Source organism: Kineococcus indalonis, assembly GCF_009906395.1.
Lineage (GTDB): Bacteria > Actinomycetota > Actinomycetes > Actinomycetales > Kineococcaceae > Kineococcus > Kineococcus indalonis.
The window spans coordinates 1-5020 of the sequence record NZ_JAAALM010000302.1; the positions used below are offsets into that span (position 1 = coordinate 1).

The 5020-nt window shown below is 74.8% G+C and carries 5 protein-coding genes; 3 read left to right on the forward strand and 2 right to left on the reverse strand.

The window, feature by feature from the left end:
• Together GTR00_RS24140 and GTR00_RS14290 are read right to left on the reverse strand one after the other, a co-directional pair.
• Positions 1 to 289: SDR family NAD(P)-dependent oxidoreductase (locus GTR00_RS24140; RefSeq protein ID WP_166612275.1), on the reverse strand; the 289-nt coding region annotated here is incomplete at its 3' end.
• A 106-nt stretch (positions 290 to 395) separates the two neighbouring features.
• On the reverse strand, positions 396 to 1718 hold the full coding sequence (locus tag GTR00_RS14290; protein WP_166612279.1) for a M20/M25/M40 family metallo-hydrolase: 1323 nt from the start codon (positions 1716 to 1718) through the stop codon (positions 396 to 398).
• Between the two features lie 170 nt (positions 1719 to 1888).
• Here GTR00_RS14290 and GTR00_RS14295 point away from each other — a divergent pair, with 170 nt between their 5' ends.
• From GTR00_RS14295 to GTR00_RS14305, 3 genes are all read left to right on the forward strand, one after another.
• Positions 1889 to 2572 carry a GntR family transcriptional regulator gene (locus GTR00_RS14295; RefSeq protein WP_166612276.1) on the forward strand — a complete coding sequence of 228 codons (684 nt, stop codon included), beginning with the start codon at positions 1889 to 1891 and terminating at the stop codon, positions 2570 to 2572.
• 249 nt (positions 2573 to 2821) lie between these two features.
• Positions 2822 to 3733 carry a sugar phosphate isomerase/epimerase family protein gene (locus tag GTR00_RS14300; protein WP_407659700.1) on the forward strand — a complete coding sequence of 304 codons (912 nt, stop codon included), beginning with the start codon at positions 2822 to 2824 and terminating at the stop codon, positions 3731 to 3733.
• A 23-nt stretch (positions 3734 to 3756) separates the two neighbouring features.
• The coding region (locus tag GTR00_RS14305) for a dihydroxyacetone kinase family protein (protein WP_166612278.1) at positions 3757 to 5020 on the forward strand (1264 nt) is incomplete at its 3' end.

Sequence of the window (5020 nt, forward strand, 5' to 3'; positions counted from 1 at the left end):
CCCCCACCCCGGCGTGCAGCGCCACGGCGTCCACGGCGCGCCCGCCCTCGGTGGCCCGCGCCCACAGCTGCTCTACGCCCGCCGCGGTGGCCAGGTCCACCCGCGCGGCGTGCACCACGGCGCGCGGCTCGACCTCCAGCAGCTGGGCGGGCACGCCCTCGACGCGCTCGTCCTCGGCGGCCACGAGCAGGTCGTAGCCGCCCGTGGCGAACTGCTTGGCCAGCTCCAGGCCGATGCCCGTGGAGGCACCGGTGACGACGGCGAAGGGGCGGGACGTGTCGGTGCTCACTTGCGGCCTCCGGGTGCTGGGCGGGGGGCCGCCGACCGGCGGCCCTGCCGCTCCCCTGCCCCGTCCGGCGCGGACCATGCGCGCCGGAGGGGCACCGGGACCCGCCTCAGCAGGTGGCGACGAAGCGCTGCAGCACCCGCACCCCGAAGCGCAGCGCGTCCAGCGGCACCCGCTCGTCCACGCCGTGGAACATGCCGGCGAAGTCCATGCCGGCGGGCAGGCGCAGCGGGGCGAAGCCGTACCCGCGGACGCCCAGGTGGGAGAAGGACTTGTTGTCGGTGCCGCCGGAGAGGCAGTACGGCAGGACGGCGGCGCCGGGGTCCTCCGCCTGCAGCGCGTCGCGCATGCGGTCCACCAGCGGCGCGGCGAAGCCCGTCTCCAGCGCCACGCTGTGGTTGACGGTCTCCACGTCCACGCGCTCGCCGGCCAGCTCGCGGATCGTGGCGAGCAGCTCGTCCTGCCGGCCGGGCAGGAAGCGGCAGTCGACCAGCGCGGTGGCGGTGCCGGGGATGACGTTGTGCTTGTAGCCGGCCTCGAGCACCGTGGGGTTGGCGGTGTTCTGCAGGGTGGCGCCGACCCAGCGGGCGGTGGTGCCCAGCTTCGCCAGCAGCGCCGAGGGGTCGTCCTCGTCGAAGCGCACGCCGGTGATCTCCGAGACGCCCTGCAGGAACTGCCGCACCGTGGCGGTGTACTCGAGGGGCCACTCGTGCGCGCCGATGCGGGCCACGGCCGCGCACAGGCGGGTGACGGCGTTGTCGGTGCCGACCTGCGAGCCGTGCCCGGCGCGCCCGTGCGCCACCAGGCGCAGCCACGCCAGGCCCTTCTCGGCGGTCTGCAGCAGGTACGCGCGCCGGCCGTCGAGGTCGACGGAGAAGCCGCCCACCTCGCTGACGGCCTCGGTGACGCCCTCGAACAGGTCGGGGCGGTGGTGCACCAGCCACTCCGCGCCCTGCACGCCGGCGGCCTCCTCGTCGGCCAGGAACGCCACGACGAGGTCGCGCGGGGGGCGCTGGCCGGTGCGGGCCAGGTCGCGCACGACGGCCAGGACCATCGCGTCCATGTCCTTCATGTCGACGGCGCCGCGGCCCCACAGGCAGTCGTCGACGACCTCCCCGGCGAAGGGGTCCACGCTCCAGTCCGCGGCGCGCGCGGGCACCACGTCCAGGTGGCCGTGCAGCAGCAGCGCGCCGCGCTCGGCGGTGCCGCGCTCGTCGCCGGGGATGCGCACCACGACGTTGCCGCGGCCGGGGAACCCCTCGACGTACTCCGGCTGCAGGCCCACCTCGTGCAGCAGGGCCGCGACGTGCTCGGCGGCCGCGCGCTCGCCGGGGCCGGAGCCGTCGCCGTAGTTGGAGGTGTCGATGCGGATGAGGTCGCGGGCGAGGTCGACGACCTCGTCCTGGGCCACCTGCCGGGCCTGCGCGGCCAGCTGCCCGCCCACCGCCCCGCCCGTCGTCCCGTCCGCCTGCCGCCCGCCGTCCGCCGCGCTCTGCTGGGTGCTCACGCGCGCCACGCTAGACGGCGCCCGGGCGGTGCGCGGGGCGGGCCCGGCGCGGGAGGTAACGTCCCCGTGCCATGGGAACCCCACCACCCGGCGCCGTGTCCCTCGCGCGCCCGGACGGGCCGTCGCCGTGGACGGCCGAGGAGCACCGCGGGGTCACCGACGCCGTCCACGACGCGCTGCTGGAGCTGCTGATGAGCCGCGGCGTCGAGCCCGGCTCGGCGCTGCGCACGCAGACCCTGGCCGACCGGCTGGGCGTGTCGGCCACGCCGGTGCGCGAGGCGCTGGCGCGCCTGGAGGGCACGGGGCTGGTGGTGCGCAGCGCGCGGCGCGGGTACCGGGCGGCGCCGCTGCTGTCGGCGCGCGAGCTGGCCCAGCTGGTGGACGTGCGGCTGCTGGTGGAGCCGGGCAACGCCGAGCGCGCCTGCGACCGCGCCGACGACGAGTTCGTGGCGCGCCTGCACGCGGCGGTCGAGCGGCAGCGCCGGGCGCCCACCGGGCCGGGCTACAGCGGCTTCAAGGACTACCTGGCCGCCGACTGGGCCTTCCACGAGCTGGTCGCCGAGGGCACCGGCAACCCCTTCATCGTGCGCACGCTGGACTCCTTCCGCGGCTTCGTGCAGCGCCTGCACCAGGTCGAGCAGCACGTGCCGGACTCCGCGGAGAGCGTGGCCGAGCACGAGGCGATCGTGCGGGCCTTCGAGGCGCGCGACGCCGCCGCGGCCTCGGACGCGATGCGGGTGCACCTGCGGGCGGTGCTGGAGCGGGCCGCGCCCGGCTGAGCCCTGCGGGCCGGTCCTCCCGGGCCGAGCCGGCCCGGCCGGGCGCGCCGGGCACGCGCGGGGCCCGTTGACAGTTGGGCGGTCGTGGGGCACTCTGCTCCACGTCCTGATTTTCTATAGAATCTGGGACCCGGAGTCCCGATGGAGCGATACGTGAGCGACGACGCCGCACAGCCCACCCAGCGCACGACCGTCTTCGAGGGCTACCCCGAGACGCTGACGCGCGAGAACTGGCCGATCACCGTCCCGATGATGCCGCACCCGCACGTGCTGCCCGACGGCACGACCGTGCAGGACCAGCCCGCCGAGGGCTGGGCGGCCACCCTCGAGGTGATGACCGACGCCGGCTACACCAGCATCGACCCGACCGACACCTGGATCCGCATCGCGGACCTGTCGCCGGAGCGGCTGCAGGAGTTCGCGCGGACCGTGCGCGCGGCCGGCCTGACCATCCCGGCGTTCTCCACCTCCCGCCGCAGCGTCATGGACCACGAGAAGGCCGAGGAGAACCTCGCCTACTCCCACCGCGCCATCGACGCGTGCGCGGCCATCGGCATCCCGCTGATCAACTTCGGCTTCATGCGCGGCTTCACCCCGGCCCAGGCGAAGGCGCTGTGGTTCTGGCTGGAGCCCGGCTACGCCGACGACTTCTCCGACGAGGCCCGCAAGCTCGCCGTCTCGCGCATCCAGGAGCTGGCCAAGCACGCCCAGGAGGTGGGCGTGCAGATCGCGCTGGAGATGTACGAGGACACCTACCTCGGCACCGCCGACTCGGCCGTGCGGTTCATCCACGAGGTCGGCTACGACAACGTCGGCCTCAACCCCGACTTCGGCAACATCTGGCGCCTGCACCGCCCCGTGGAGCCGTGGGAGGAGATCGCGGCGAAGATGCTGCCGCACACCAACTACTGGCACCTGAAGAACTACTACCGCGACGAGGAGCCCAGCACCGGCTCGGTGCGCACGCACCCCGCCCCGCTGGAGTTCGGCACCATCAACTACCGCAAGGCCATCGCCATCGCCCTCGAGTCGGGCTTCCGCGGCGCCTTCTGCGTGGAGCACTACGGCGGCGACAGCATCAGCGTGGGCGCCACCAACCGCGAGTACATCCGCCGCGTGCTGCCCAAGCAGACCGCCTGGGCGCCGTTCCGCACCCTCTGAGCGATCGAAGGAGACCGTTCGACATGACGAAGATCTTCGGGGACCCGTCCTCGTTCGTGGACGACGCGATGGCCGGGTTCACCGACCTGTACTCGCAGTACGTGCAGCCGGTCCCGCACGGCGTGGTCCGCTCCACCGCCACCCCCGAGGGCAAGGTCGCCGTGGTCGTCGGCGGCGGCTCCGGGCACTACCCGGCCTTCGCCGGGTACGTGGGCCCGGGCCTGGCCGACGGGGCGGTGTGCGGCAACGTCTTCGCCTCCCCCTCCACCCGCTGGGTCTACGACGTCGCCAAGGCCGCCAACCGCGGCGGTGGCGTGGTCCTGGGCTTCGGCAACTACGCCGGCGACATCCTCAACTTCGGCCTGGCCGCCGAGCGGCTGCGCGCCGAGGGCATCCCCGCCGAGCTGATCGTGGTCACCGACGACGTCGCCTCCGAGGGCCAGGGCGCCAACGGCGAGCGCCGCGGCATCGCCGGCGACGTGGTCGCCTTCAAGATCGCCGGCGCGGCCGCCGAGGCCGGCTACGACTTCGACGGCGTGGTGCGCGCCGCCCGGCACGCCAACGAGCTGACCCGCTCGATGGGCATCGCCTTCGCCGGGTGCACCCTGCCCGGCGAGACCGAGCCGCTCTTCACGGTCACCGAGGGCCACATGGGCGTCGGGCTGGGCATCCACGGCGAGCCGGGGATCTCCGAGGAGCCCATCGGCTCCCCCGAGGAGATCGCCGAGCTGCTCGTGCAGCGCGTGCTGGACGGCAAGCCGGCCGGCGCCCCGGACACCGGGCGCATCACCGTGCTGGTCAACGGCCTGGGCTCCACGAAGTACGAGGAGCTGTTCCTGCTGTACGCCCCCATCGCGCAGCGCCTGCGCGCGGCCGGCTACCAGATCGTCGCCCCGCAGGTCGGCGAGCTGGTCACGTCGCTGGACATGGCCGGCGCCTCGCTGACGGTGACCTGGCTGGACGAGGAGCTGGAGCGGCTGTGGACCGCCCCGGCGCAGTGCCCGGCCATGTCCGTCGGGCCGGTCATCGAGACCACCCCGGCCCCGGTGTACGAGGCGCCCGAGGACGAGGTGGCGGACTACTCCGGCACCCCCGAGGCCGCGGCCGCGGCCGGCCAGAAGGTCGCCGCGCTCATCGAGACCGTGCGCGACGCCCTCAAGGACGCCGAGGCCGAGCTGGGCCGCATCGACGCCATCGCCGGCGACGGCGACCACGGCACCGGCATGGTCAACGGCTCGGTGGCCGCGGCGGCCGCCGCCCGCGCCGCCGCCGACGCCGGCGCCGGCG

Bases quoted from the DNA above. Each gene is read 5' to 3' on its own strand.
- GTR00_RS14300 (WP_407659700.1), top strand. From the start codon at position 2,822: ATGATGCCGCACCCGCACGTGCTGCCCGACGGCACGACCGTGCAGGAC.